Source organism: Adhaeribacter pallidiroseus (genome assembly GCF_003340495.1).
Lineage (GTDB): Bacteria > Bacteroidota > Bacteroidia > Cytophagales > Hymenobacteraceae > Adhaeribacter > Adhaeribacter pallidiroseus.
In genome coordinates this window covers 6,128,737-6,155,502 of record NZ_QASA01000001.1, presented here as the reverse complement: position 1 = coordinate 6,155,502, position 26,766 = coordinate 6,128,737, and the positions used below count along the sequence as shown (strand labels likewise).

Here is a 26,766-nt window from a genome sequence, read left to right as displayed (position 1 = left end):
TCTACTTTTATTTGCTTCTGCTCCCGCTTAAAGTTTGCAAATTAACCAGAGTGGCATAAATTAGAGGTTGCAATTTAACCTAACTCTATGTCCATAGTTCCTTTTTCCCGGCGCGATTCTTTAAAATTATTAGGTACTTCGGTAGGCTTGTCTATGCTCCCTACGTGGAGTCAGGCTAAAACAACCCCGGCGGCTCCTTTTACCTACTGCCTGAACTTAAGCACCATCCGGGGCCAAAAGCTAGGCTTTGTGAAAGAATTACAAGTTGCCTCTAAAGCCGGGTTCCGGTCGGTAGAAATCTGGATGGATACCCTGGAGAATTACTTAAAAGAAGGCCATTCGTTAAAAGACGCCCGCAAAGTACTCGATGATTTAGGCTTAAAAGTTGAAAATGCCATTGGTTTTGCTCCCTGGATTATAGACGATGAAGCCGAAAGAGCGAAAGGGCTGGAACAACTAAAACGGGAAATGGACATGCTGGCCCAACTGGGCTGCCGACGTACGGCTGCTCCCCCGGCCGGTGCGACTAACACCCCCGGTTTGGATTTAAAAAAAGCCGCCGAACGGTTCCGGACCATTGTGGAACTCGGCGAAAAAACTACCGTAATGCCGCAACTGGAACTATGGGGTTTTTCGAAAAACTTAAATAAATTAAGCGAAGTGCTGTACGTGGCTACTGAGAGCGGCCATCCCAAAGCCCGGATTTTGCTTGATGTGTACCATTTATACAAAGGTGGTTCCAGTATTGATAGCTTGCCTTTAGTAGGAAAACCTGCCATCGAAGTGTTTCACGTAAACGATTACCTGGCGAGCTCCCAACCCGCCACCATTACCGATGCCGACCGCATTTATACCGGCGACGGCGTAGCTCCCATCCGGAAGATTTTAGAATCAGTACGTACGCCGGAACGGCCTTTGGTTATCTCGTTTGAGGTATTTAATAAAAACTATTACGCCCAGGACCCCTTGTTAGTAGCGCAAACGGCCCTTGCTAAAATGAAGGCCGTAACCAAAGGTATTGGGTAAGGCGAAAAACATGGTAATATCAAATAGTTTTTATAACTAAAACCTGCAAGTTTATGCTCCTTCCTTTTCCTGCCGCAAGGGGCGTAAAGTTGTACCCTCACTTGCTACAAATTACCCAGTATAACCTTCTTTGAAATTTTAAAAAGTACTATCAGGTTGCTAAATTTAACCGCTAAAACAGCTTAATAAGCTACTATCCTGGGCAACACCTGCCTACTTATTTACTTTCTTTAGGTATTAAAAAAGCAGGTACCAAAAATCCTAGCCTGGGAAGTATGGTAAGAATAGTAGAAACAGCCGTAATAATGGTGATTATATTGGCCCAGCTCTCCTTCTGGGTGAAAAAAATAAAAGAGGCCACTCCCAAAAGAATTAATATTAATGGTGTCCGGTATAACTCCCACTTACTGCCTCGGGAATTTTTTCTTTCGTAACGGAGCGCTTCCTCTGGGTTTACTTCTGTTAATACAAAGCTTCTAAAGCTATCATTCATAATTTTTAGCTTCACCGTATCTTCTGCCAGTAATAATCCTTTTCCAAGTAAAGAAGATAAAACGCTTAAGTTTTTGGTATTTACCAATCCGTCCTGCGCCATATCGTACAAAAAATAATGCTCCTCCTCCGTACACGCCGACCATATACCGCGGTAGTAAAGTTGGGCCAAACTTTTTAGGCGCAATATAATATCTTCCCGATTTATATTTTTACTTTGGCAATGGCTTATTACATAGTTTTTCATCGGTTCTTTAAACTGCTTCAGATGATTAACTGCATTGCATTCTTCTTCTATTACTCTAATTAAATATTCTTTATTATCAGCAACATACCTATCATTAAAAAAAGATATTTCTTTAAACCCCTGTAAGGGTTCGAAAATTTTATTGTACAAAATCAGGTTGTCTAAAAATTGTTGTAAAAGTAAAACATAAGTTAAATCAGGCAATTCTTGCGCTTCTTTCCGTTCTTCTTCCTTTAATTTATCTTCCCAGCAGTCGGGATGCCTGGACAATTGCAAAACAATTTTAACTTTTTCTAAAGCGTTCAGCTTCTGAAGAAATGCTATTTTTAATTTTAAAGAAGCCTCGGAAAATGGATCGTAATCAAAATTTTTCGCCAAAATTACAATTGATTCTTTCTCGGAGACGGATTGCATGTTATATGGCTTAGCGGCGAAATCTTCTTCCGCAAAATCATATTCTATTATTTTTACATCCGCGGGGTTAGCGCTTTTACTTTTTATAATTTCTATAATATCTGGTGCATCGGGTAAAGCAATCAACAGTACTCTATTTTTAACTTCCGGCTTTAGCAGCGATACGTCAAGCTGCCGCATGCGGGCATTCAGGATAATGTTCAGGTTGAAGATTCGTTGCACCAGAAACGATACAAAAAGAAAAAGCAAAAAAAGCAAAAGCCCTATATCTAACCAGAAAAACCAACTAGAAACGTTTAAAGGCCAGTTAGAGCCTGAGTAGAATACACTTGGCGCACGAAACAAAGGTATTTGCGAAGTCAGGCTTACTCTATTCTGATTAGCCGGATTTTGATAACTTAACTTTAGAACGTTATTACCGAACTTCTCCCAGTTAATATTTTTTCCGGAAAGCTTTCGGTATCATAAGTTTGCAGATAATATTCATTCGCTAAAACATCTTTCATAATGGGCCGGATGAGAGATATAAAATCACTTAATTTCCCGGATTCTATATTCCCGGTTTGGGTACTGACTTTTTTAGTTTTAACTTTTACCCCATTCGGTACTAATTCGCCAAGCAAAGCTTTTACTTGATCTTTAAAAGTTGAAGATGCCTTATTAATAAATTGGGTTGGATCGTTGGTTTTACAAAAAAAGTTGAGGTAAGCTTTATTAGATGGAGGTGCTGTTACCGAGATTGTAGTAGCAGCTATTTTAGTGACTTGGGCCTGGGATAACTTACTTTTATTTTGACTCAGTAATTGCGCCAAGTATAGCTGATGATGCTTTACCAATAGCGCTGACTCGTAATTATAGGCTAGTTTAAAGGCGTAAAATGCTGGCAACGCACTGGTTAGCAGTAACCACGTTAACAGCATGCCTACATAGTACCGCTGGTAATGCAGCTTTAAACTAGCTGACATTCTGGTAATAGCAAATAGTGGCTTTGCTTTAGCCGATGCATTTTTAATTATCCATTTGGAGGGAAAAAACAAACTGGTTAAAATAACCTGAAACATAATTCCCCATAGCAAAGTGCTGATACCGGTTAGTAAGGCAATCACATTTACTGCCGCGATAATCAAAATAAAGTACCAAAGTATCAGGTTCGAGCGTAGCTCTGAAGGAATAACATGTAACGTTTTATAGCAGTAAATAAAAGAGTAAATACCGGCGTATAGGAAAATAAAAAAAGATGAAAGCGGCCAATAAGTAGTCGTGAACAAAAGCGTTAAAACAATAGCCACTGCAAGAGACAACGTAATTTTAAAATAATCTATTGCTTTATTTCGCCGGGGCCAGAGCCACTGAAAGTTGAGTTTGGAGGAGCGTTTTTTTATTAATATAACTACACCCAGAAAGATAATCAGCATACTAAAATAAAGTGCTAAAAAGATAGCCGTTAACACAATCAGGTGGGTATTAAAATTTCGCTGATAATTGTGCTTTACATAGGTAACTAAAAACAGGGGTAATCCTTTAAGCGGGGTAACAAACATGCTTTGTTTACTGCCTTGGTAATTCTGCACAAAATGAGCCGGCACTTGCCCGTATAAAGCTGCTTTTAACCGCAGATCTTCATCTGTTTCGGCCAGCAAGTTTTCGTTCAGGTTTAATTTTTCATCCTGGTGAAACCAGACTTCTCCTGCTTGATCTATAATGCAAAAACCGTAACCTGGTGGTACAACAGTATTGTGCAGCGAAGTAAACTTAGTACTTAATGCAATTACGCTCCTAGAACCTAAACGGCTTTCTTCACTTATGATAGCGTATCTCTCCCCATCAATATAAGAATGGATAGACTCTAGGGCAAATCTGCTGCTATTGATAGTTAGATTCGTATTTAGACTCCACCCCTCTCCCGCATTTATTTTTTTAAAATACTCTCGATTTTTAACATTAACTTTTTCATCGTTTTTATCCTTAGTAGTCCAAGAATGAAGCATTTCCCCTGTATTATCCATCCAGTACACTCGATCTAAGTTAGGAATATCATCTGGCGCTAATTTGTATGTTCCTTTTACAGTAAGTCTTTCTTCTAATAAAACATAACTATTGCTGGTATCCGGTACAGATAACTCTTGGCTTCTAAGTGATTCAATGTCTTTTTTATTACTTTCATTATTCTTTAATAGGTGATCGAAATCTTGTAATTGAGTTATGTTCGCATTCAACTCTTCTATAAATTCAGTTTCCAAATTTCCAGCTAGCGTTTTCAATCGTTCTTGTTCCCGGTATTTATCCGGTCCGTAAAAAGCATAGCCATCAAATAATAAAATAACAATGAGCGCTATCCCGGCTACCAGCGAAATTCCGGCAAAAATCACATCCTTTTTTAATAAGCGCTCTTGCTTGTTCATGAGTATTAATTTTAAAAAAGGCAAGGCAAGAAGCAAAATAGCAAAAGCTAAAGCCGCAAAAGTTACAATATGCGAGGGGATAGCCCGGCGTTCGGTTTCATATTTACTAGTAGCTACGGTTCCATAAAGCACCCATTTATCATTGCCTACGTTTTGCGTAAGCAGGAATAGTTTATGCTTTACGCCGGCAATAGTAACGTCGGCGGGCCCGTGGCCAGAAGATTTATCTAGTTTTGTGCTTAAGGTATCTAGCGGCAGCAACTCGGCCCGTTGCCTAGAATTATATATAACATCTAACGGATACCGATAAATCGATTTATCTTTGTTAACTAGATTCTTCTTCTCCGATAGCTTCCTGGCTATAATTAAATGGTCAAAAGTATCCCACCGCATTAAAGGATCAACCAAAGAATCAACGGGGATTATTGTTTTAAAAACCGAAGTACTTACTGAACTACTGTCAATATTAAAACTATTTGATTTTAAACTATGAATGGTGTTTGAATTTATTTGAGAGACAAAACTGAAGAATAACTTGCCCTTTTGATTACTATAATTAAACAAAGAAGTGTCTTGGGTCGCTTTTTCTTCTTTAATACTATCTGACTGATTGAAGTAAAACTGAATACCAAATTTACCTGGCACTATTAGGCTATCATATTTATTTAGTAAATCAATTAAGCTCTCTGCCGCAATTCTATTTTTTCCTAAACTAACTTTCTTCTCAAATAAAACTTTTTTCACTTCTTTCGAAATGTAGTTATCGCCTACGTTTTCGGCATAGTTAGAAATAGTGGTATTTAGATTTTCACCGATTCGGCTGAGCACCCGGTAATGGCGGGCATTTATTCGTTTTTCGTTTTCGGGGATGTATCCCAGAATATAAAATAAAACTGCCCCAATAATAGCCAAGCTGGTAAGCAGGAGTACTGTGTAATTTCTGGTTTGTTTTTCTAATGCTGCCATCATTCATCTGCATCTATTTAAGCCAAAGAAGCAGATTTAGCCTAGAACGCATATAATACGGCTCTAATAGTAATGGTATAAATAGCCAAAGAGGATAGATAACCCTCTTTGGCTATTTATACCATTACCAAAATATTACCGTTATGCTTTCAATTTTTGCTGTAAATATTACTATACCGCCTATAAGGGTAAAGTATTATTTTTGCTACCGAATACCCGTATCCGCACTATTCTTACTAGTTCAGGGCTTTCAACAGGTATTTGGTTTGCTTCCATGGTTTCTACCAAGATAAGCGGCTTACTTATATCCGGTCAATACTGATTTTTCAGTATTTTTTAAATTTAAAAGGAGAACTTAATCTAATGGCGGAGTTGCTAGAATTAAAACAGTTTATCATTCAGTAATTTTTACTGTAATCTACTGGCTTTAAAGGAGCAGGCTATTGCTGGTTAATACTTTTTGCCTTCCATTTTGCGGCTTTTATCCAGATCAAACACCCGCGATATATTAAAACCAAAGTAAATATCGCCCTGCCCCCATTCGCCGGTATTATTGGTAATCAGGTTTTTCTCAATCATGCCAATGGAGTTACTAAATAGTAATTGAAAAACGTGCCCTCCGGTTTCAATATCAAAGCTGAAAGATAAAGCGTTGGTGTACGTATCGGCGGTGTAGCCCGGTAAAAGGTAAAAATACTCAGCGTTAAAGGAAGTACGTTTGGTAAGTTTATGCCGGCCCGAAATACCCAAGGCGTAAACATCAGATTCGTCCGCGCGCGTAGGCACTAAGTTACGGTGAATCCAGGTAGGGCTTAGCTGCAACGATAAATTTTGGTTAAACTTACGGGCAATTAAAAGCTGGGCGGTATACGTAAGTCGCGATTTGAACATAATGTCTTGCTCCGGATTTGCTGGCCGTAAGGAATTAAGCGCAGTACTCCCAAATAATACGGCCGTTACCGGCCTACTCCAGCCCCCGTCTTGCTGCCGCAGGAAACGGTATTTTACAAATCCATCAAACGTTTTTTCGTACGAACTCCGCCCTACGCCAATATTTAAGTTATCGGTGAGGCCATATTCCAGAGCTAGCCGGATAACCGAATTATCGAGGCCAAAGAAATTGTACGCGCCACTGTTAAGGGTACCGAACCGGTGAGAAATTAAAAAAACGAGTTCTTTTTGGGCGTTGGTTTGTACCGAATGACCAGTGATAACCCGGGTGCCTTTAAAAGTGGCGGTCGTGAAACTTTGCGAGCGATTGGTGCTGTCGGCCGCTTCGGCCAGTTTCATTAAGTCGTCGTCTTGGGCCAGAGCGGGCTGCGCCCTTAATAATACACCACAAAAAACAAAAACAAGAAACAGGAAATTTATCTGCTGCATATAATAACTTATTAATGGTTATTGTTTGGCTATAAATGGATCGTACTGCAAATCCACATTTATTTGAATAATTTTGGCTACGTGGGCGCGCACCAGTAAGGGAATCTCAATATTATACTCTTGGGGGGTAATGGTAAAAGTAGATTTAGCCCCAATACGGTTGCCTTTTACATCTAAAGTACCGTCGGCGGTAACCGGCCGGGAAACCCCGTGAATGGTAAGCGTGCCGCTTACTTTTACCGGGTACACACCATCTTTCTTAAAATCGACGCTTTGAATATTGACAATATTGCCTTTAAAACTTCCTTTTGGGAATTTATCGGACTCCACGTAGTTTTCGTTAAAATGCTCCTGCATCAACGACTTCCGGAATTCAAAACTTTTCATGGGTACCGAAAACACCATTTCGCCGGTATCAAAAGAAATAAAAGAAGAAACCGCTTTATTGTGGGCTTCGATGTTCTCGATGGGGGTTTCGGAAAAAATCCAAATGTGCCCGGTGCGGGTGAAGTAACGGCTCTGGGCCGCTCCTTCACCACTGCCCAGCACTAGCAGCCCGAATAGCAACAGGAAAACTTTCATGGGTAACTAGTTTGAGGAAAGTGAAAATTAAAATTGAATAAAGGGTAAGAGGTATCAGGAATTAAATAGCAGGGGTTAGGTTGATTCACCTGATTTTGGCAATAAACTGTTGCGCACCGATGATGCCCGTACATTGGTACAGGCTACCCCAGCGTATGGTACTTGGCAGAATTATAGGTAGATTTTTGGCTATTAATTATTTGGCGTACCGTTATCTATCCACTTTTTAACCTTGGCAATGTCGCAGTCGGAGAGTTTTGTCCCGCCTAAAGGCATGGGAGTATACCCTGAAGCGTGCGTAATGGCGCCTAATAAACGGCCATCGTCAGCTCGTTTCTTCACTTCGGCGTGCGAATCTAATATTACGCCGCCCGAAGCAGAAGCCGCCGCATGGCAGTTTTTACAACCATTGGCTTGCAGAATAGCGTTTACTGTTCCGGAAAAAGTAACTGCCGAGGTATCGCAATCGGTTGGCTTGGGGTTGAGATCTTCTTCGTTATCACTGGCGCAGCCGGCCAACAAACTTAAATTTAAAAAGCAAAGCAAGGCTAGTCGCCATTTTAAATGGTTCATAAGAGTATACATTATAATAGTTGATGAAATCTGAGGCGGTAAATAGCCCCCATTATTTACTTTATAGTTAATTCCGCCAGCTTATAAGTCGACTTTTACACGCTGAAAATAATGGCAATAAAAAAAGTAGTTTATTAACGGAAGCGGTAACCCACCGAGAAAAAGGCGCCCAAACTCGTTAAGTTTACTTTGCCGGCGCCAATACCGGCTAATGGTATTTTAACGAAAGGCTCAGCGCCCACCGAAATTCCTGGTTTAATTTGTTTACTGTAGCCCACCGATAAGTTCAGCACTTGAAAAAAGTGCCGGTTCTGATTTGATACAATCCAATGTTTGCTATAAGGCTTACCATAGTTACTATAATCGTAGCGGTAATCTTCGTGCAACATCACGTAACTCGATAAACCGGTTTGTACATAAATGGTTTGCCGGGGTAAGGCAACCACCGCGTAACGTACATTTAACGGGATATCTAATACTTTACAAACCGCATTAATATCGTCGGGTAAATGGGCACCTACCGGCCAGTAATTTGTTCCCGGATGATAATCTTCGGGTTTAGCGCCATATACTTTTTTAGCGCGCACTACCCCGGTAGAAATGGCCCACCGCCGGTTAAAAGAGTAACTCAGCAAAACGCCCACGTTGGTGCTGGCTTTCTCGGGCCGTACAAAACCAACTGTACTAAAATCAGGTCCGAATACCAGGTTTAGGCTTACTTTACTCAAAAAAGTAACCGGCACCTTTTGCCGCGCCGAATCAGCGGTGGCCATTGGTTTGTTTATAGCAGAATCTAAAGCAGCAACTTTGTTTTCCGGGATTGCTTCTTTCAGCTCTGCTTGTTTAGTAGTGGAGTCAACCGGGCTAATTGTGGTAACTGTTGCCGCGTCCGGATCTATTGGGGTTATTACCTCATTTCCGGGTATCGCCTGAGTTGAATCTTTGGCCGGAGCAATGTCATTTTTTAAATTTTCACTTATTTCGGCCGGGTTAGTATTTACAGTTTCTGGTAATGGCAAAGCGTTTAATTTTGTTTGTGCCCCAGATCGAGCAACCACCTCTCGCTTGCGCGCCGCCGTAAACGAGGGCGAATTGAGCCGCCGGAGCAAACGGGTTGGTTGATCCGCTTGCTCTTGGGCAGCGGGCAGATGGGTAGTTGGTGCTTTACCTGCCAGCTTTTCGGCTCTTAAAGACTCCTGGTTACTTAAACTCCTTTTGTCGGGCGCTATTTGGGCCGGTGTACCAGCCACCGGAGGGATATCCGCCCGGATATTTTTATTTTGTACACTGCCGGTTTCTGATTCGGGTGCGGCAAAATGATACACTAGCCAGCCCGATACCAATAGCAACAAAGCCAACAAGGATCTTCTGGCCCATTTGCCGAAAACAGCGGGTGGCCGGCTACTTTCGTCCAGCTTTTGTTCCATTTGCCGCCAAGCCGCCGGGTCAAATTCCGGCTCGAATGAATCTGCGGCCTGCCGGAACATATGGTCCAGTTCTTCTTCTTCAGGCATATTTCTTGAATTCATCCGGTTGACTTTTTTTTAACATGGCTTGCAAATTGGCGCGAGCCTTCGACAAGTTTGATTTAGAAGTACCCACCGATATATCCAACGCTTCTGCAATTTCTTCGTGGGTATAGCCGTCAATGGCGTACAAATTAAAAACCGCCCGGTAACCCGGCGACAACCGCTGTACTAACTGCATCAAATCGGTGTGGCTCAACTGGTGCGTAATGTTTTCGGCGGTGGTTTCCTGATCGGCTTCTTCTAAATCACGGTGGTGGTAATGTTTGTAGTTGTGGCGGTAATTATCCAGGGCCGTATTAATCATTACGCGCCGCAACCAGCCTTTAAACGATTTTTCAGTATCGTATTTTTCAATTTTAGTAAACACTTTCATAAACCCATCGTTGAGCACTTCGCGCGCTTCTTCGTTACTTTTAGAATAACGCACGCAAATACTCATGGCATAACCATAGAAGTTACGGTACAACTTGCGCTGCGCTTCCCGGTCTTGCTGCAAGCACCCCTGAATCAGGGGTCGAATATCTTGGAAACTATTTTCGGCCACGTACTTCTGTTTTGCGCCCCCAGCACGGAAGCTGTTAAGGCAAGGTTGCCTTACTTTTTTAAATTTTTGAAAATTTCTTTAAAATACTTGCTTCAGGTTAGAGTAGGTAAAATAGTTTAATAAAAAAGCTTAGAAAGTTAATTGTCGAAAATACCAAAAAACGGTCGTTCAAAATTAAAACTTCCTTATAATTTACCTTATTCCCTTGTTACCTAAACAGATTGACTCTTAACCAGAATATAGCTGTATTTTATTAGGATGTATTAGAAGATGTAAAATAATAGGAGAAATTTATTTCACTATTTTCTAATTGCATTGTACCTAATAATGAATACCTTAGGAATCTTAATCAGCTTCCCGGATAATGATTCCTGGATAGTGCTTTTCCGGAGCTCCTTCTTTTATCAGCTATGGCGTGCCACTGCTTCTACCGTTAATGGGGGAGGCAACTCCTTCTTTTGAAGTACAAACTTGAGGTTTTTATTTTGAAATATCATCTCTAAAATCCGATCATTAATTATCTATGAAAACAATTGTACTTAAATCAAAATTGCCTAGAAAAGTAATGGTATTTAACCCTGGTTGGGTTGTAATTAATCTTACCTTCTCGTTTTTGACTTGTTTTGCTGTAGCCACCCAAGGTCAAACCAAGCTCTGGGATAAAACTTTGGGGGGCAGCAGTTGGGATGATCTGCAAACCGGGCAACAAACGGCGGATGGCGGTTACATTTTAGGTGGTTCTTCTTATTCAGGCGTAAGCGGTGACAAAACCGGGGTTGGTAAAGGAGAATCCGATTATTGGGTGGTGAAACTAAATGCCGACGGCTCTAAAGCTTGGGACAAAACTTTGGGGGGCAGTAGTTGGGATGATTTACAATCCCTACAGCAGACGAACGATGGCGGTTATATTTTGGGAGGTACTTCTTATTCTGGCGTGAGCGGTGATAAAACTGCGGCTGGTAAGGGCGAAGCGGATTACTGGGTAGTTAAGTTAAATGCCGATGGTACCACAGCTTGGGATAAAACCTTGGGAGGAAGTAAAGCTGACGAACTTTTTATGGTAAAACAAACCAGTGAAGGCGGTTATATTTTGGGTGGTTATTCCTTTTCCGGAAAATCCGGTAATAAAACCGAAGCAAATAAGGGATACTCGGATTATTGGGTAGTTAAGTTAAATGCCGACGGTACTAAAGCCTGGGATAAAACTTTCGGGGGAATTGATTTTGATGGTTTACAATTTATCCAACAAACCAACGATAGCGGTTATATTTTAGGAGGCTATTCCAACTCGGGTATCAGCGGCGATAAAACCGGAGCTAATAAGGGCGAAGCAGATTATTGGGTGATTAAGCTTAATGCCAACGGCACCAAAGCCTGGGATAAAACCTTTGGCGGCAGTAACAATGATCTTTTACAATCAGTACATCAAACCAGCGATGGCGGGTATATTCTGGGTGGTTTTTCTAATTCAAGTTTAGGTTTGGATATAACGCAAGCAAACAACGGGGGTTGGGATTACTGGGTCGTAAAGCTACAGGCCAACGGCACTAAAACCTGGGATAATACTTTTGGGGGCAGTAGTCAGGATATTCTAAGTTCCGTGCAGGAAACCAGCGACGGAGGCTACATTTTGGGAGGTTATTCGGATTCAAATATAAGCGGCAACAAGACCGAAGCCAGTAAAGGATACTCTGATTATTGGATGGTAAGTTTAACGACGGATGGCACACTAACTAGTGATAAGACCCTGGGAGGAAGTAATTTTGATGATTTACAATTTTTACAACCAACCAGTGACGGAAACTATATTGTCGGCGGCCATTCCTATTCGGGGGCCAGCGGTGATAAAACCGGAGCTAACCAAGGAGAATCTGACTACTGGATCATAAAAATACAAGCTAACAACTCACCCGTTGCTTCGACCTGGAATATGCGTTACGGCGGCCGGGGTAACGAAGGTTTTGCGGTGGTAATTAAAACCGTTGATGGTGGGTACTTGTCTGGTGGCAACTCTCCCTCCGGCATTAGCGGCGATAAAACGCAAAGCAGCCAAGGCAAAAACGATTATTGGATTGTAAAATCAGATCTGCTGGGTAATAAGCTCTGGGATAAACGGTACGGCGGCTCCGGCGATGATTATTTAAGTACCATTATCCAAACTCTCGATGGCGGATACTTATTAGGCGGAAGTTCCCTATCTGGTGCCGACGGCGATAAAAGCCAAGCGAGTCGCGGCGACCGCGATTACTGGATCGTCAAAATAGATGCGCAAGGTAATCAGCAGTGGGATAAACGGTATGGTGGTAGTGGCTATGACGAACTGAAGAAAATACGACAGTACGCTAATGGCAATTTTATTCTAGCTGGTAATAGTAGCTCCTCTGCTGGCGGCGATAAAAGCCAAGGTAGCCGAGGGGGCCAGGACTACTGGTTAGTAAAAATAAATCAAACTGGTACTAAAATTTGGGACAAGCGGTATGGGGGCTCCTTAGAAGAAACGTTAGAAGGTGCCTCTTTAATGCGAGATGGCAGTATTTTGTTAGGTGGTTCCTCTGCTTCAGGTATTAGCGGCGACAAATCAGAAATTAGCCAAGGAGGTATGGATTATTGGTTAATCCGTTTAGATGTAAACGGGAATAAAGTTTGGGATAAACGTTTTGGCGGCACTGGTGAAGATAATTTAATGGGTTCAGGCATTGCTGGAACCAATACCGGTAACTTTTTCATTGCGGGCCATAGTACTTCCGGCAGCAATGGCGATAAGAGCCAGCCAAGTCAGGGGGGCAAAGATTTCTGGATGCTTAAAATAAACAGCAACGGCGTAAAGTTGTGGGATAAGCGTTTTGGGGGGAGCGGTAACGAAGGGCTGCGTACGATTATGATCACGTCCGATGGAGGCTATCTGTTAGGCGGTCGTTCGGAATCAGGTATTAGTGGAGATAAAACGCAGGATAGTCGCGGTGGCAGTGATTACTGGATGGTTAAAACCTCCAGTACCGGAGTTAAGCAATGGGATAGCCGTTACGGAGGCCGTGGCTACGAGGAAATCCGAACGGTACTCACTACCAGCGATGGTGGGTACTTATTAGGTGGCCGCTCCGACTCGGGCGTGAGTGGCGATCGAACCCAGCCCAGCCAAGGAGGCAATGATTACTGGCTGATAAAAGTTGCAGCACCTAGCCAACCAACTGCGGCCCCATTAGCCAAGGAGTTCACAACAAAGCCGGTTGTAAATCAAGCTTCTACGGAATTAGTTAAATCGCTAAGCCTTAATGCCTATCCCAACCCATTCTCGGAACAAGTAACGGTCAGCTTTTCCGTACCCGAAACCCAAGCTGTAACGATAAAAGTATATAATAATCAGGGAGCAGAAACAGTTACCTTGTTCCAAGCCCAAGCCCAAGCGCATCAGATTTATAATGTAAAATGGCAAGTAAATAAACAAGCCGCCGGAGTATATCTGCTGCAACTGCAAACTCCTATTAAACGCCAACAGAACAAACTACTTTTAGTTAAGTAGTTGTTGGTTGTTCGATTGTCAGATTTTTGATAATTAATTAAAAATGATAAATTGCAGTCTACACTAATTGTATCAGAGTACTTAGATAAAGTTAATGATAAACCAAAGCCGGATAAAACTTCTTTTATCCGGCTTCATTTTTTTAAATTTTAAAATTTCGTCCACTATTTACCGGTGAGATACTCGCCGGTTTAGATACGAACCGATCGCACCTGTAGCGGTGTTAGTCTAACGGGTAAGAAAGGGTAGTCTTATTAATGAAAAAGAGGCAACTTAAAGCTTTGAGTGGCCTCTTTCTAAAAGTAAAAATCAGATTACTCTATCTTGACTAATTTCAAGGTTTTTCTTTGCCCGTAATTAGTTGATACGATAACGATATAGGTACCAGCTCGTAAGTCTTTGACTGGTATTGGAATGTTCCCCTTATTTAACCCCCTAGTTTGCCATACTTCTTTCCCCGTAATATCTGTTAACAGAACAGAAATCTCGCCGGTACTACCGCTAATTTGCAGGTTAGCAACCTCGGAACTCGGATTAGGAGAAAGCACGGCTTGGAATTGGGTCGCTACACTTTCCGTTTCTTTACTCGCCCCAACTTGACTATTTTTTGCAAAAGCAGATGAACTAACCGGGCAAGCCGCGATAAAGTCCCATACCGTACCATTATTAGGAGCGTAGATTCTTATGATACAATAGTAAGGTCCGCCCGCCAGAGGCTTATAATTAAAAGTTAATTTTCCGTTACCACTCACTAAGCTCTTAGTAGAGGCTACTAATGCATTGTTATAATAAACATCCATCTGATCCGGAATATTGTACATCTCATAACTAACAGATACGCTGCCGGCGCTCGTTCCTAAGATCTGGGTAATAAAAGTAGTACCTTGCCCCCCGGAACCGGATTGTATATTACATTTAATAGGATCACTTAGAAAAAAAGTACTTTGACCCGTACAACCACCCGCATCTTTTACATAAACCGTATAAGTTTTACCAGTTGCTAAATTTTTAAATTCATTGCTGTTTTGAAAGTTACTATTATCTAATGAGTAAGAATAAGGAGCCGCTCCCCCGGAAACACTCACAGTAAAGCTAGAAGCATCCGTACTCGATACAGTAACCGTGAGCGGAGTAGTACATTCAATGGTAAAGTCAGCTGTACTTTTAACTGTTTGGTAACCCGCCACAATACTTATTTTTCCGGTAGTAGCACCAGTCGGTACATTTACAATTATTTCTGTTCCGGTTTTATTTACCGTAAAATTAGGTGCATCCACCAGAGTACCGTTAAAGCCTATTTGACTAATCCCGTCAAAGTTTTTACCCGTTAAAGTAACTTTAGTACCTACATTGCCTTTCATGGGAGCAAATGCAGTTATTTCTGGTTTCTTAGCCACGCCTACGGCGTACCAGGCTTCTCGTACAGATTTATACTCGTTTGAAACCTCTGAATGCTTATTGCTTAGTGCTGCCTTCAAAGACATTAGATAAGCATCCAAGTACCTAGCATTTGGCTGTAAGTACTGCATCATATTAGTGTAAGCAATTGTAGCTGCCTTATCAATACCAATACCTGATTGTACATTATAACTATCGTACTTGTTATCAATGTTGCCATTACCCCCATTAGTAAGTAGATAGAACCAAAAGTTCTGAACACCTGCCCTTCCATGCACACCATTTGTAGACCAATGTTGGCCTTCATATGTATTTGGATGGTTCTTAGACTTGGGCTTTTCTAACGATCTAGCATACCCTCCTTTTATAAATTGCTCCCCCATTGTCCAATTTCCTTTACCTTTGAGAGTATAGAACTCAACAGCAGTACCAAGAATATCAGCAAATGATTCATTTAAGGCTCCAGACTCACCCTGATTCGTTATAATACCCCCATTACTGTTAAACTGAATAAATCCATGAGTCATTTCGTGTCCACAAATATCTAAGGCAGTAGGAGAGCTCCAAGTTGTACCATCTCCATCACCGAAAACCATTATCTTACGATCGCCGTCCCAATAGGCATTATTTATATTTCTTCCAGGCATAATGGAGGTATGCGGGTGTAAATAGGAAATTATTGGTGAATTTTCTCCATCGTAGCTTCGTCTTTTAGCGTGCTTGTCATAATAGTAATCATAAACTTTTTCCATACCCCAGTGGACATCTAAAGCACCACTTTGACTCTTTTTACCTGTGATATTACATTCAGTTCCATTATTAATTAACTTTATAGTTTTCGTTATTCCATTATTAGCAGTAAATAAATCATCAATAATGAAGCTTCCTAATAGATCATCATTTGTAAAAAAATCATAATCAAATATTTTAAGTGTATAATTACCTTCAAGAAGAGGAATATTATCAATGTTAATGTTAAAAGGAGTTCTAGTATAAGTAAAGATGGCCCCAACTTTATTTTCAAAAACTAAATTGTTATTAGCATCTCTTATTTCAATGTAAATATCAGCATCATTAGGCTTAGTATCTTCTCTATCTTTAAAAGTACTGTTTACATTGAGTATAGTAATATTGGTGATAATAGAAGATGAATTTTTCCATGAATTATTTTTACTTATAAAATCGATAGCATCTAAGAAAAATACGCCATTTAACATATTTAAAGTTTGAATACTTCGAACAGAGGTCTCTTTCAAACGATATGTTCCCTTATAATTATCCGTAGTAAAGTCCTGTACATTATTGTAAAGGGTATTTGCTTTTGTTCCGGGTACATCAGCATAAGCAATTTTACTAATATTATTTACCACTTCACCGGAGTGAGCATCAATATACACATCTACTTTATTATAAGGAATCTCTGATGCAATATCTACTTTATAAGATAATCTGAAATTTTCTTTTTTATACTCACCATTCTTTGGAACAATAACAAGTTCGGGCTTGGGGTAATAAGTTGCCTTCAAATTTCTACTTTCATTTCTTAAGGCATTCTGTGCACTTTCGTTTTCCCATAAGTATTTTTTAGCCCCTATAAACGTTTTGCTCGCACTAATAGCCTTTTCTTTGGTCATTGCTGGGCGCACATCAATGTTCAATCCTTGATAAAATTTACCATTCACAAAATCTAGCTTGCCATCTTTTTCGTGTATGAGAAATTGCCCTCCCATTACGGGAACACCTTTATAGAATTGATCGTAGCGGTAGTGCGTAAATCCAAGATTATCATTTTTAGAGTTTATAAAAACAAAATGATCATCTGTTTTTAAACTTAATATATCCTTAAATTCTTGGAAGAAATTTTTAGCAGTAACTTTTGTGTTGTTTTTATTAAACGTGATTACAATCAAATCTTCGCGCTGCTCAATAGAATATCCCGGATTTTGTTCTTGACTTTGCACCGTGTTTTGACTCTCTAACTTTTTTTGATTTGCCAGATACTCCAGCTCTTGCCGAGCTTTTTCTGGATCATATTTTAATTGGGCACTTGCATCTAAGTAATTGAATAAAATAAGCAAAAGAACTAGAGTCCGGATAAAACCTAATCGCAGAAAGGCTGATTTACGGGAAGTAAAACAGTCTTTATTGAAGCAACCAAACAGCAAAATGGGAACATGAGCGGGTAGTAGTTTTTGTTTCATAAGTTATTCATTTTAGGGTAAGTTAAATGACTTATATTAGGTATTAGTTTTGAATAATATAAGTTAGAAGCAATGCAGAGACTTAATATCCGAAACCCAGCTAGAAATGCTGTAAGAAGGGGTCAAATTAAAAGGTAGTATTAGCCTGCAGCGAAAAGGTGTATTGGTGCAAAAACAGGAAATTTCCTACTATATGTATTTAGTAGATAGGCAAATACAAAATTTTATTTGCGGTTAAGTTAAAGTTCCTGCTTCTCTTTCGCAACAAATACCTTAGCTTTATTTTTAAATAGCAAATAACTTTTTTTATAAATCACATCTTGCTTTTCTTTTTAATAAGAAGTTGCGCTACTTAGCGGATTGTACAATTACTTACTTTATTTTTCCACAGTTCATTCAATTTTGCAGGGCATTTTAAATAAAAAAACACGATAGCCCTTCGGATAATACCATTAATTATGTGGATAACTCGTGGATAACCCCGACTAATCCACATTTTGCGAGTAAGTCCCTTTTTACTGGCATTTTAATTGAGGCAAATTTTAAAAATATATTATGCAAGCAGCTAATTTTTTAGTTAGGCAGTAATGGCCTATACACTTAAAATTGCCATCTTGTAGAATCCGGAATTTTTGAATAGATTCTAAAAACCATTCCGTATTTAGCATAGATTTTAAATTTTTTATAATTTTACCCGTTGTTCAATTAAAATATTGTGAAACAAGCAACTGAAGTGGATTGCGCTTAAAACAGTTATAAGTAAAAATCTTATCAAACAATCTGCTTGCTCCGCTCGTTTTACTTACAGCATTATTTTTCACCCTTATCCAAAACTATGATTTACCAGGAATCTCAGGGAAAACAATTTTTAACCAGTGTTCATCATTATTTCGACGAAGCCGCCCGGCACTCTACCTTACCGCCCGGCATTCTGGAACAAATTAAAATATGCAACAGCGTTTATAAAGTTAACTTTCCGGTAGAAGTAAACGGGAAAGTAGAAGTAATTGAGGGCATCCGGGCGCAGCATAGCCACCACAAATTGCCCACCAAAGGCGGTATCCGGTATAGCATCCACGTTGACGAAGATGAAGTAATTGCCCTGGCCACCCTTATGACGTTTAAATGCGCCCTGGTAGATGTGCCGTTTGGCGGCGCCAAGGGAGGCGTAAAAATAAATCCCCGGACTACGCCGGTAGATGTGCTCGAAAAAGTAACCCGTCGGTTTGCCAGCGAATTAATCAAGAAAAATTTAATTGGGCCCGGCATGGACGTACCTGCTCCCGATTATGGCACCGGTAGCCGCGAAATGGCCTGGATTGCCGATACCTATCATACTTTTAAATACGGCGAAACCAATGCGCTGGGCTGCGTTACCGGTAAACCGGTGGGGCAAGGCGGTATCCGGGGCCGGACCGAAGCGACCGGTTTAGGAATTTACTTTGGCTTACGCGAAGCGTTGCAGGATACCGAAATCCTGAATCAGTTGAATATTTCGCCGGGGATGGCGGGCAAACGTTTGATTTTGCAGGGCTTAGGAAATGTGGGTTACCATGCTGGATTATTTTGCCAGCAGGACGGCGTTATTATTACGGGCATTGCCGAACGCGAAGGCGGAATTTATAATCCGAATGGCTTAGATGTAGAAGCAGTTTTTCAGCACCGCAAAGAATCAGGCTCTATTTTAAATTATCCGGGCGCTACCAACGTAGAACGCTCGCTGGATTTACTGGAATACGAATGCGATATATTGCTGCCAGCGGCTCTGGAAAATCAAATCGACGAAAGTAATGCCGAGCGGATAAAAACGAAAATAATTGCCGAAGGTGCTAACGGTCCGGTTACCCAACCGGCCGAACAGATTTTACTCAAACGTAATGTTTACATTTTGCCGGATTTGTATTTAAACGCCGGCGGGGTTACGGTTTCTTATTTTGAGTGGCTCAAAAACTTGTCGAATGTGCGGTTTGGCCGCATGGGAAAACGCGCCGAAGAAGCCAGCTTAAAACGCATTATTGATACCATCGAAACGTCTACGAACAAAAGCATTTCGGCGAAAGAAAGACAACTTATTATCCGGGGCGCCGATGAAATTACGTTGGTGCGGTCGGGTTTAGAAGATACCATGATTACAGCTTACCACGAAATGCGGGAAGTCATGCGGCAGCACCCCACGGTATCGGATTTACGGACCGCGGCCTTTTACAGTGCTACCGAAAAAATTGCGGTCAGCTACTTGTCTTTGGGCATTTTTCCGTAAGTTTTTTTTAAATTTTAAAACAAAACCCATTGGCTCTCCACCAATGGGTTTTGTTTTTATGGCTGTTGCTGCAATTGCCTAACTTTATTTTGCTACAACGTAAAATATTCTTCCCGATTCCAGATGGTAGTACCATCAAAGGCGACATCGCGGTTAATCAGTTCTTGCTTAAATTCGTCGAAACGCAACTCGTACCATTTCTCTAAGGGGTGCGAAGGGTGGCCGCACTAATACGCAAAATTTTAAAAATTTTAATTTCTGTAATCTTCCTGGCATCCGTTTGCGTTAAACTTTTCTCGCATACACACCTTTAAACATACTAAACCATGGCAGCGCTTGATTAAATTCCGTATTTCGACGCAGAAAACAACTACTACCATGTAATAATCGAAACCCCGAAAGGCAGCCGCAATAAGCTGGCTTACGACGAAAAATTGGGTTTAATTAAATTAAAAGGAGTATTGCCAGTAGGCGCCAGTTTCCCCTACGACTTCGGATTTTTGCCCCGTACGCACGGCGAAGACGGTGACCCCATTGATGTACTGGTTTTAATGGATGAACCCGTGAGCCCGGTTGTTTGGTGCCGGCCCGGTTAATTGGTGTAATTGCCGCTGACCAAACCGAGGAAGGTAATACTGTACGCAACGATCGCTTACTGGCCGTTTCGGCGATTTCGCGTACGCACCAGCACATTCAGGACATTAAAGATGTAGACAAGCGGCTTTTGGAAGAGATAGAGCATTTTTTTAAATCCTACAACGTTATGCGTCAAGCCGATTTTGTAGTAGTTGGCCGTTATGGCACCAAAAAAGCGCAACAACTGGTAGCTCAGGCCGGGAAAGCCTTTGAAAAAGGATTCGCCAAAGAAATGTAAACAAATTCAGCAGTTTTTAGGTTTGCCCCATGCTTACGAGAGCTTTTGGCTTTCAGACATAATCATTTAATAGCGCGCTTCCCTTTGGATCCGGGCCGTATTTATTAGAACCGGCATCTCCTTCCGTACATAATAATACCAGAATCCAGATAGCGCCCACAATTGGAATAAGAACAATAAAAAAGAACCATCCGCTTTTACCAGTATCGTGTAACCTTCTAACAGCAACGGCTAAACTGGGAATTAAAACTACTAATTGGTACAACAAATATATATACCCGTAATTAATCTTTCCGAAAGTTAATCCGAACATATTATCTACTAGCATGGCCACGATACCAAAAATAATGTTGAATAAAACAAACATCCAGTATTCTTTGCGCCTTGCCCGGCCACTAAATACCGCATAATTTCTTAATACTTTTAAAAACCACTCCATACGCGTATAAATTAGGTTCCTACTCGTTTGGCTTTTCGGTGGCGCCCCGTTTTTACTGGTTGCTGGTCTCCAGGGTTATTAAGCAATATAGAAAATTTACATATTTGAAGTTTAAAATGAGTACTTTTTTAAAAATTAACTGGTTGCATTACTAAATTCATTATCTAAAAATTATGCTTACGATTTATTTAAAAGGCGGACTTTTAAATAGGTTATTTTCCGGCTGGTTCATGGGTGTACCAGATCATAGGCCGAAGCATACTACATGAATATTGTTAGGTTCTGGCTTTCTTTACTTTTTCTTCCATGTAGTTCTTAAGCAGCTGAAAGTCTGCTTTGGAAGTTTGATACGGTACAATTAAAATTTTTAAATAAGAATCAATGTCATTGTAAGCTATCAATGTTTCTAATTCGTGTTTCGTCAGTTCATCAACTCTCTTCTTAATAACCTTTCCAACAGGGCTGTCAAACTTAAAAACAATTTCTTGTTCTTCTTTAATGTAACCTCTTTTAATAGATTCTTTCCAAAACTCATCGTGAACTCTTTTAAATATCTCAGCGATAATAGAGCTTCCGGCAAATTCTCGAAATTCGTAAAAGCTCAAATTTTCTTGAAATTTAATCATCCCAAGAAGCTTATTTAAAGCGTTCAGCTCTGCGTAATCTTTAATTTCCATATTATTCCATATTATTGAGTTGACACCTGGCAAGTACTAGTGCCCTTACTTCTGCAAATAGGTCGGTAGTAAACTTATATCCGGTAACTCTTGATAAGCCAGGTTAGCCGAGGCATCTACCGCCACTATTTCGTGCACCCACGTTGTATGGAAAGGAATGTAAATGGCCCGAGCGCCAATGTTGCAAATAGGAACAATATCGGATTTTAAAGAATTGCCTACCATCAAAAACTCCTCCGGCGCAATATTATTCCGTTTTAATACGCGCTGGTAGGTGGCTTCGTCTTTCTCACTTAAAATCTCGACCTGGTTAAAATAATCGGCCAAACCGGAGCGGGCAATTTTACTTTCCTGGTCAAACAAATCGCCCTTGGTAATAAGCATTAAGGTATAACCGGACTGGAGTAATTGCAGCGTTTCTTCTACGTTGGGCAGTATTTCTACGGGATGATCGAGCATTACTTTACCCAAGTCGATAATTTGCTGCACTTCGGTGCCCGTTATACTACCACCAGATAATTCAATGGCGGTTTCGATCATGGAAAGTATAAAACCTTTAATGCCGTAGCCAAATATTTTCAGGTTACGGATTTCGAACCCGTAGAGCTTTTCATCCAGAATTTCGGTGCTCACGTATTTGCCTACTATTTCTTTAAACCGCTGCTGCGTGGCGGTAAAAATAGGCTCGTTCACCCATAGGGTATCGTCGGCATCAAAGGCAATTACTTTAATATTTTTCATTTTTTCTTAAGCATTTAGCAATTCCTGGTACTTTTTTAAAAATTCACTAACGTGATAGCCGTCCATTAAACCATGATGCACGGAAATAGAAACCGGCAACAAGAGTTTATTTTGGTCCCAAAAGTATTTCCCAAAAGTTATTTTTGGCACGCTGTCCTTAAAACTAAAGCTACGCGCGTGCGACAAACCGGTAAAAGTGATCCAGGGAATAGCTGAATAATGAATAACATCCGGTCGGCCGGTATTTTGGTTTAAGTTTAACCCGCTGCTCGCTTTTACTTCCTGAATAGCGGCATTCGCCATATGTGCAAATTCGGAAAAATCAGGTTGATATTCCAGAAAAGAAAACCCAAAAGTTTTATCGTCGCGCAAAACGGTGGGCGAAGCATGGATAGAATCATAACAAAATATTTTTTCTGCTTCTATCCGGTACCGGAAATTTTCGATGGTATTAGCCGCTGCTAACGATAAGTATAAATAATACAGATAAAAAGAGGAGTCGGCAGTTTTTGCTTTCTGATAAGCCACCGTACCATCCAGGTTGGCTACTAAACTAAAAAAAGGCTCCTCGAACCGGGAAAAAAATTGAAAATGCTCTTGTCGGTTCCAAGTATTAATAGACAATTCTTTTTTCATAGCGCGTAAATTAGCGCACAAATATAGTTAGTTGCACCGCAAAGCGGTACTTCTGAGCTAAGCAAGAAATTGCGACAGGTTGGCTACAACAAAATATCTTTTAATCTATCCAAGAATAGTTGTGATGGGTAGAGTTCGCGTTAGCAGTTTCTACCTTTTTCGGACAGCCAATCTCCGTATTGGCATAACCTGGCACTTTGATAAAAGCTAATCAGAGATTGGCGGCAGAAAAAGTACTGAGAGCGCTTCGCTAACTCTCAGTACAACCAAAGGATAACTAAAGATGCGCTATCTCGAAGTACCATTAAAGTAAAATTAAATTAAATGTTTATTACCGTGAAAAGCTTTTCTGGTTAACCCAAAGCATTAAACCGCCGGAACAAAGCAGTTTTTAAATTTTACGTACGAAGCCGTACCAAAATTTAAAAATAAAAAAGCTCCTGCGGTGGCAGGAGCTTTTTGGAAGTAATTACCCTAACATACTAAGAAGTTCTAATTTCCGGAATAGACTTGCGGGGTTTAGCCGGCTCTTTTTTGCTTTTCTCGGCCGGGGCAGTTTTAGCCGGAGCAGTGGGAGTAGTTGCCTCTTTCGCCGGATTGCCATCCGTATCTAATTCTACAATTTCGTAGCCGAGTTTTTCCAGGCCGGGTTGAATTAAAGCTTTATCCCCTACCAGCATGATACTCATTTTTTCCAGTGGCAAATTTTTCTTGGCTAAAGCGTTAATTTCTTCTTTGGTGATGTTTTGCAAAATTTCGTTTTGCTTTTTTACAAAGTCTGCCGCCAGGTTGTATTTCACAATATTATTTAAAAATAAGGCTTTCTGGAACGGTGTTTCGTATTTCAAGGCATCGCGCTGCCCCACGGAGCTTTTCAAAAATGATAGTTCATCATCTTTAATGCCCTGGCCGCGGAAATTTTTAATTTCCTTGATAAACTCTACTACCGCGCTATCCGATACGTTGGCCCGCACCCCGGCTTGTGCCGTAAACGGACCTACCAATTCGGTACCGGCATAAGCCGAGCGAGCGCCGTAAGTATAGCCTTTCTCTTCGCGCAAATTTAAGTTAATGCGGCTGTTAAAGTTACCCCCCAGCGTGTAATTCATTAACCCGGATTTATAGTACTCGCCGGTGGCATCAAAAGGCAAAGCCAGGTAACCAATCCGGATCTCCGATTGCGCGGCTTTTTCTTTATTCACAATAAATACTTTAGTTTTATCAATGCCGGGGGCCAGCGGCAAAGTAGGCATGGTAACGGGCTTAGCCGCCCATTTATTTAAAAAAGCGAGCTTCGGCATAATGCCTTGTTGATTAACATCGCCCACAATTACCAAATTCGTTACCGACGGCGAAAAGTTATCCTGGTAAAATTTCTTCACGTCGTCCAAAGTAATATTATTTACCGTAGCCGTGGTTCCCAAGGTAGGCACCGCCAGAATGTTGTTTTCGCCATAGAGCAGTTTATTATACACGTTATCGGCGATTACCGTGGGTTGGGTAGCCTGGTTGGCAATTTGCTCTAAACGTTGTTTTTTCAAACGGTCGAAATCAGCAACATCGAAACGCGGATGCAACATGCGTTCTTCGAGTAAGGCAATGGTGGCATCCAGGTTTTTTACCTGCGACTCTACCGAAACATTAATAGACTCGGTGCCGCCCGAAAACGAAATAGAACTGCCTAATTTTTCGAGTTCACTGCTTAATTCCTCAGCGGTATATTTCTCCGACGACTCGTTGAGCATAGCGGCCATTAACGAAGCAATGCCCGCCCGCGACGGATCTTTCGCGGATAATTTGTGGCCACCCTGCACGCTGAACAAAAGCGTAACCATGGGCACTTCTTTATTTTCGGTACCGATTACTTTAATGCCGTTGGGCAGGTTATCGCGGTAGAAAGGCGGTACGGTTACCACCGGGTTTTTACCGGCTCCGGGGCGCTGGCTGCGGTCGAAGTTATCTTGGGGTTTTACGTATTTTAAACCGGCGTATTCGTTGGCCGGGGCTTTGTAATCGGTGTTGGTGGGTTTGTAATTATCGGCTTTGGCTACGGCTTGCGCCTGGCCTTTGGGTACCACACTTAAAATAACGGCATGCTTGTTTTTAATATACTGATTATACACCCGCATTACATCAGCTTTGGTTACGGCCATGTACCGCTTATATTCTTTGGGTAGATCATTAGGATTACCGGAAAATGTTTGATTAGAAGCTAACCGCGACACTTTCCCCGAAACGCTCTCTAAACTGTTAATAATTCCGGATTCGAACTTTGCTTTAAAACGGGTAACGGCATCGTCAGTAACGCCGGTTTTTTCAAATTCGTTCAGCGAAGCCCGCACAATTTTCTCCATATCAGTTAAAGTCTGCCCAGGGAATGGAAGCACTGCTAGGGTAAATTCACCGGCAAGTTCCGCAGTCGGATGGCTCGCATCAGCCTGAACGGCTTTCTGGGTTTTTATTAAATTTTTATACAGAATAGAATTTTTACCACTGCCTAAAATTTCGGCTAAACAATCTAAAGGCGCTTCGTCGGGGTGGCGAACTGGTACGGTTGGATAAACCATGCGCAACATAGGAAAACGCACGTTATCTTCGTACGACACGTACCGGTCTTGCGGCAACGTAACGGCCGGCAATTCCCTATTTTTTACTTCCGGGCCACGCGGAATTGAACCAAAGTATTTTTCGGCCATTTTTATTACTTCCTGCGGATTTACGTCGCCGCCTACAGTTACGGTGGCATTGTTAGGTCCGTACCAGCGCAGGAAAAAGTTCTTCAGGTCGTCTACGTTTACCCGGTTTAAGTCTTCGATGTAGCCAATAGTCAGCCACGAATACGGGTGGCCGTAAGGATACAGGGCGCGCGCGGTTGTTTCGCCTACCAAGCCGTAAGGCCGGTTATCGTAGTTCTGGCCCCGTTCGTTTTTAACGGTGGAGCGCTGAATTTCAAATTTTTTCTGGGTTACGGCATCTAGTAAAAATCCCATGCGATCGGCTTCGAGCCAAAGGGCGGTTTCGAGTTGGTTGCTCGGGATGGTTTCGAAATAATTGGTACGGTCGCGGTTGGTAGTACCGTTTAGCGTACCACCAGCCTGGCTTACCAGTTTAAAATGCTCTTCGTCGGCTACGTGGTCGGAACCCTGGAACATCATGTGCTCAAAAAAGTGGGCGAAACCTGATTTACCTACTTCTTCGCGCGCCGAACCTACGTGGTAGGTAACGTCCACGTGCACAATCGGGTCAGAATGGTCTTCGTGGATTACCAGGGTAAGGCCATTGGGTAGCACGTACTTTTCGTACGGAATTACTAATTCGCTGCCTTTCCGGGTAACTTTTTCAATTTGTTTGGTAGCACCCTTGGGCTTTTGCGCGCTTATTTGCAAGGGCAAAGCCAACACGGCGCAGCCACAAATCGCTAATTTTACTTTCTGAAACATAAATGTAGAGGAAAAATAATCTTTCTGTAATGATAAAAAATCTTTCTCTAATTCTGGTAGTCAGTGGCAGTAAATTGTCCCAGCTGGGGTGGAATCTCTTCCATTAAAGCAACTAGGCCTTTAATATTTAAAAAATTGCTTAAAAAGTAGATAAGGTTGCCCTGAAAAGGCAAAAAATTGAGAATACTACCAGAAAATATTAATTAACATGATTGACGAAAAAGCCATTTGTAGCGACCCAAACGGCGGCAGCATTAAAAAACGGCAACTATTTAGAACCTGTCCTGACCAATGTCTTCATTGAAAACTTTAGACAAAGTTCCTGATAAAGGTTGTGCAGCAGCAACAAGTCGGCAAATTAGCAATCTGCCTTACTCCTCCAACAATTAAAATTATTCTTCCGGAGTGAACCAGAAGAATAATTA

The 26,766-nt window shown here is 41.3% G+C and carries 17 protein-coding genes and 1 pseudogene; 5 read left to right on the top strand and 13 right to left on the bottom strand.

What is annotated here, in order from left to right; translation table 11 throughout:
• Positions 1-87 precede the first annotated feature (87 nt).
• Positions 88-1,026 (top strand): sugar phosphate isomerase/epimerase family protein, encoded by a 939-nt coding sequence (locus AHMF7616_RS24675; RefSeq protein ID WP_115375311.1) that lies wholly within the window; start codon positions 88-90, stop codon positions 1,024-1,026.
• Positions 1,027-1,243: 217 nt separating this feature from the next.
• Here the strand turns inward: AHMF7616_RS24675 and AHMF7616_RS24670 are convergent, their stop codons facing one another.
• From AHMF7616_RS24670 to AHMF7616_RS24640, 7 genes are all read right to left on the bottom strand, one after another.
• On the bottom strand, positions 1,244-2,401 hold the full coding sequence (locus tag AHMF7616_RS24670; protein ID WP_147275785.1) for a hypothetical protein: 1,158 nt from the start codon (positions 2,399-2,401) through the stop codon (positions 1,244-1,246).
• Between the two features lie 182 nt (positions 2,402-2,583).
• Positions 2,584-5,550 (bottom strand): hypothetical protein, encoded by a 2,967-nt coding sequence (locus AHMF7616_RS24665; protein WP_115375309.1) that lies wholly within the window; start codon positions 5,548-5,550, stop codon positions 2,584-2,586.
• A gap of 447 nt (positions 5,551-5,997) precedes the next feature.
• A complete protein-coding gene (locus AHMF7616_RS24660) occupies positions 5,998-6,927 on the bottom strand; it encodes a DUF5777 family beta-barrel protein (RefSeq protein ID WP_115375308.1) in 930 nt (309 codons plus the stop codon).
• 18 nt (positions 6,928-6,945) lie between these two features.
• The gene (locus tag AHMF7616_RS24655) at positions 6,946-7,509 is read right to left on the bottom strand and encodes a YceI family protein (RefSeq protein ID WP_115375307.1); all 564 of its coding nucleotides are present in this window, start codon (positions 7,507-7,509) and stop codon (positions 6,946-6,948) included.
• A 192-nt stretch (positions 7,510-7,701) separates the two neighbouring features.
• The gene (locus AHMF7616_RS24650; RefSeq protein ID WP_147275784.1) at positions 7,702-8,082 is read right to left on the bottom strand and encodes a hypothetical protein; all 381 of its coding nucleotides are present in this window, start codon (positions 8,080-8,082) and stop codon (positions 7,702-7,704) included.
• Positions 8,083-8,216: 134 nt separating this feature from the next.
• Complete coding sequence (locus AHMF7616_RS24645) at positions 8,217-9,611, bottom strand: porin family protein (protein WP_147275783.1); 1,395 nt, start codon at positions 9,609-9,611, stop codon at positions 8,217-8,219.
• Complete coding sequence (locus tag AHMF7616_RS24640; protein WP_115375304.1) at positions 9,589-10,155, bottom strand: RNA polymerase sigma factor; 567 nt, start codon at positions 10,153-10,155, stop codon at positions 9,589-9,591. Before AHMF7616_RS24640 ends, AHMF7616_RS24645 begins: the two co-directional genes overlap by 23 nt.
• A gap of 327 nt (positions 10,156-10,482) precedes the next feature.
• Between AHMF7616_RS24640 and AHMF7616_RS27620 the strand changes: the two genes are divergently transcribed.
• On the top strand, positions 10,483-10,617 hold the full coding sequence (locus AHMF7616_RS27620) for a hypothetical protein (RefSeq protein ID WP_262511740.1): 135 nt from the start codon (positions 10,483-10,485) through the stop codon (positions 10,615-10,617).
• Between the two features lie 61 nt (positions 10,618-10,678).
• Positions 10,679-13,675 carry a T9SS type A sorting domain-containing protein gene (locus tag AHMF7616_RS24635; protein ID WP_115375303.1) on the top strand — a complete coding sequence of 999 codons (2,997 nt, stop codon included), beginning with the start codon at positions 10,679-10,681 and terminating at the stop codon, positions 13,673-13,675.
• Between the two features lie 314 nt (positions 13,676-13,989).
• On the opposite strand, the gene AHMF7616_RS24630 is transcribed toward AHMF7616_RS24635, so the two are convergent.
• Entirely contained in the window at positions 13,990-17,274 is a 3,285-nt protein-coding gene (locus tag AHMF7616_RS24630; RefSeq protein WP_115375302.1) for a M4 family metallopeptidase, read from the bottom strand.
• Between the two features lie 835 nt (positions 17,275-18,109).
• Between AHMF7616_RS24630 and AHMF7616_RS24625 the strand changes: the two genes are divergently transcribed.
• Together AHMF7616_RS24625 and AHMF7616_RS26910 are read left to right on the top strand one after the other, a co-directional pair.
• Positions 18,110-19,534, top strand: coding sequence for a Glu/Leu/Phe/Val family dehydrogenase (locus AHMF7616_RS24625; RefSeq protein ID WP_115375301.1), 1,425 nt, complete (start codon positions 18,110-18,112; stop codon positions 19,532-19,534).
• Positions 19,535-19,968: 434 nt separating this feature from the next.
• Positions 19,969-20,408 (top strand): annotated as a pseudogene (locus AHMF7616_RS26910) (inorganic diphosphatase).
• A gap of 52 nt (positions 20,409-20,460) precedes the next feature.
• On the opposite strand, the gene AHMF7616_RS24615 reads toward AHMF7616_RS26910, so the two are convergent.
• From AHMF7616_RS24615 to AHMF7616_RS24595, 5 genes are all read right to left on the bottom strand, one after another.
• Positions 20,461-20,847 carry a DUF805 domain-containing protein gene (locus AHMF7616_RS24615; protein ID WP_115375300.1) on the bottom strand — a complete coding sequence of 129 codons (387 nt, stop codon included), beginning with the start codon at positions 20,845-20,847 and terminating at the stop codon, positions 20,461-20,463.
• Positions 20,848-21,122: 275 nt separating this feature from the next.
• Positions 21,123-21,524, bottom strand: coding sequence for a hypothetical protein (locus AHMF7616_RS24610; protein WP_147275782.1), 402 nt, complete (start codon positions 21,522-21,524; stop codon positions 21,123-21,125).
• Between the two features lie 45 nt (positions 21,525-21,569).
• Positions 21,570-22,265 carry an HAD family hydrolase gene (locus AHMF7616_RS24605; RefSeq protein ID WP_115375298.1) on the bottom strand — a complete coding sequence of 232 codons (696 nt, stop codon included), beginning with the start codon at positions 22,263-22,265 and terminating at the stop codon, positions 21,570-21,572.
• A 6-nt stretch (positions 22,266-22,271) separates the two neighbouring features.
• Complete coding sequence (locus tag AHMF7616_RS24600; RefSeq protein WP_115375297.1) at positions 22,272-22,901, bottom strand: CatA-like O-acetyltransferase; 630 nt, start codon at positions 22,899-22,901, stop codon at positions 22,272-22,274.
• Positions 22,902-23,383: 482 nt separating this feature from the next.
• Positions 23,384-26,341 carry a M16 family metallopeptidase gene (locus tag AHMF7616_RS24595; RefSeq protein WP_115375296.1) on the bottom strand — a complete coding sequence of 986 codons (2,958 nt, stop codon included), beginning with the start codon at positions 26,339-26,341 and terminating at the stop codon, positions 23,384-23,386.
• Positions 26,342-26,766: the final 425 nt, after the last annotated feature.

Bases quoted from the DNA above. Each gene is read 5' to 3' on its own strand.
- AHMF7616_RS24675 (WP_115375311.1), top strand. From the start codon at position 88: ATGTCCATAGTTCCTTTTTCCCGGCGCGATTCTTTAAAATTATTAGGT.
- AHMF7616_RS24665 (WP_115375309.1), bottom strand. From the start codon at position 5,550: ATGATGGCAGCATTAGAAAAACAAACCAGAAATTACACAGTACTCCTG.
- AHMF7616_RS24660 (WP_115375308.1), bottom strand. From the start codon at position 6,927: ATGCAGCAGATAAATTTCCTGTTTCTTGTTTTTGTTTTTTGTGGTGTA.
- AHMF7616_RS24655 (WP_115375307.1), bottom strand. From the start codon at position 7,509: ATGAAAGTTTTCCTGTTGCTATTCGGGCTGCTAGTGCTGGGCAGTGGT.
- AHMF7616_RS24650 (WP_147275784.1), bottom strand. From the start codon at position 8,082: ATGAACCATTTAAAATGGCGACTAGCCTTGCTTTGCTTTTTAAATTTA.
- AHMF7616_RS24645 (WP_147275783.1), bottom strand. From the start codon at position 9,611: ATGAATTCAAGAAATATGCCTGAAGAAGAAGAACTGGACCATATGTTC.
- AHMF7616_RS27620 (WP_262511740.1), top strand. From the start codon at position 10,483: ATGAATACCTTAGGAATCTTAATCAGCTTCCCGGATAATGATTCCTGG.
- AHMF7616_RS24635 (WP_115375303.1), top strand. From the start codon at position 10,679: ATGAAAACAATTGTACTTAAATCAAAATTGCCTAGAAAAGTAATGGTA.
- AHMF7616_RS24630 (WP_115375302.1), bottom strand. From the start codon at position 17,274: ATGAAACAAAAACTACTACCCGCTCATGTTCCCATTTTGCTGTTTGGT.
- AHMF7616_RS24625 (WP_115375301.1), top strand. From the start codon at position 18,110: ATGATTTACCAGGAATCTCAGGGAAAACAATTTTTAACCAGTGTTCAT.
- AHMF7616_RS24615 (WP_115375300.1), bottom strand. From the start codon at position 20,847: ATGGAGTGGTTTTTAAAAGTATTAAGAAATTATGCGGTATTTAGTGGC.
- AHMF7616_RS24610 (WP_147275782.1), bottom strand. From the start codon at position 21,524: ATGGAAATTAAAGATTACGCAGAGCTGAACGCTTTAAATAAGCTTCTT.
- AHMF7616_RS24605 (WP_115375298.1), bottom strand. From the start codon at position 22,265: ATGAAAAATATTAAAGTAATTGCCTTTGATGCCGACGATACCCTATGG.
- AHMF7616_RS24600 (WP_115375297.1), bottom strand. From the start codon at position 22,901: ATGAAAAAAGAATTGTCTATTAATACTTGGAACCGACAAGAGCATTTT.
- AHMF7616_RS24595 (WP_115375296.1), bottom strand. From the start codon at position 26,341: ATGTTTCAGAAAGTAAAATTAGCGATTTGTGGCTGCGCCGTGTTGGCT.